Genomic DNA, 1,382 nt, shown 5'->3' on the forward strand with positions numbered 1-1,382 from the left:
GGGTCTGTCAAACGAGCGGTGTAACTCGGGTTGTTGAAGGTTACTGACGCGCTGCGGAGAGCCGGCCGTCGAAGGTGATGTCGAAGGCGTTCAGGGCGGTCTTCCAGCGCATGGTCCAGCGGGCCTGGCCCTTGCCGGTGGGGTCCAGGGACATGATCGCCATGTAGACGCACTTCAGGGCGGCGGTCTCGTTGGGGAAGTGGCCGCGGGCCTTGACCGCCCGGCGGATCCTGGCGTTGACGGACTCGATCGCGTTGGTGGTACAGACGACGCGGCGGATCTCGGTATCGAAGCGGAGGAACGGGGTGAACTCTTCCCACGCGTTCTCCCAGAGCCGCACGATCGCCGGATACTTCTTGCCCCAGGCGTCTGCGAACTCGGCGAACCGATCGAGTGCGGCCTCCTCGGTCGCTGCCGTGTATACGGGCTTGAGCATCTTGGCGATCTTGTCCCAGTCCTGGCGGGCGGCATAGCGGAAGGAGTTTCGCAGCAGGTGGACCACGCAGGTCTGCACGACGGTGCGGGGCCAGACGGTCTCGACCGCGTCGGGCAGCCCCTTCAGCCCGTCGCAGACGAGCATGAGGACGTCGTTCACGCCGCGGTTCTTGATCTCGGTGAGGATATGCATCCAATGCTTGGCGCCCTCGCCGCCGTCGCCGGCCCACAGCCCGAGGATGTCCCGCCGGCCCTCGGCCGTGACGGCCAGAGCCACGTAGACGGGCCGGTTGGCCACCGCACCGTCGCGGATCTTCACGTGGATCGCGTCAATGAAGATCACTGGATAGACGGCGTCCAGGGGCCGGTTCTGCCACTCGGCCATGCCCTCGAGGACCTTGTCGGTGATTGTGGAGATCGTCTGGCGCGACACCTCGGCGCCATAGACCTCGGACAGGTGAGCCTGGACCTCACCGGTCGTCAGGCCCTTCGCGGCGAGCGAGATGACCATCTCGTCCACGCCGGAAAGGCGCTTCTGCCGCTTCTTGACGATCTTCGGCTCGAAGGAACCCTCGCGGTCGCGGGGCACGGTTATCTCCACCGGGCCGACATCGGTCAGTACGGTCTTGGCCCGGGTGCCGTTGCGTGAGTTGCCGCCGTTCTTCCCGGCGGGATCGTGCTTTTCATAGCCGAGGTGGTCGGTGATCTCGCCCTCGAGAGCGGACTCCAGGAGCCGCTTGGTCAGCTGCTGGAGCAGCCCGCCCTCGCCGGTCAGCCGCAGACCCTCGGCCTGAGCCCGACCCACGAGCTCGTCGATCAGCCGGTCGTCCATGGACTTCGACGGCACCACCTCAGACGGCTCGACGGTCTCGACCTCGGTCACGTTGTTGCTGGTCATCGATGCATCTTCCATGATCGGGAGTTACACCGAACGTTTTACAGTCCCG

General features: G+C 65.6%; 1 protein-coding gene. It reads right to left on the minus strand.

From position 1 onward, the window contains the following. Nucleotides 1–40: 40 nt before the first annotated feature. Nucleotides 41–1,267, minus strand: coding sequence for an IS256 family transposase (locus ACWD04_RS33995; protein WP_451137586.1), 1,227 nt, complete (start codon nt 1,265–1,267; stop codon nt 41–43). Between the last annotated feature and the right edge of the window lie 115 nt (nt 1,268–1,382).

Source organism: Streptomyces sp. NPDC002911 (assembly GCF_053591835.1).

Coding starts and splice junctions, on each gene's coding strand:
- ACWD04_RS33995 (WP_451137586.1), bottom strand. CDS start 1,267: ATGGACGACCGGCTGATCGACGAGCTCGTGGGTCGGGCTCAGGCCGAG.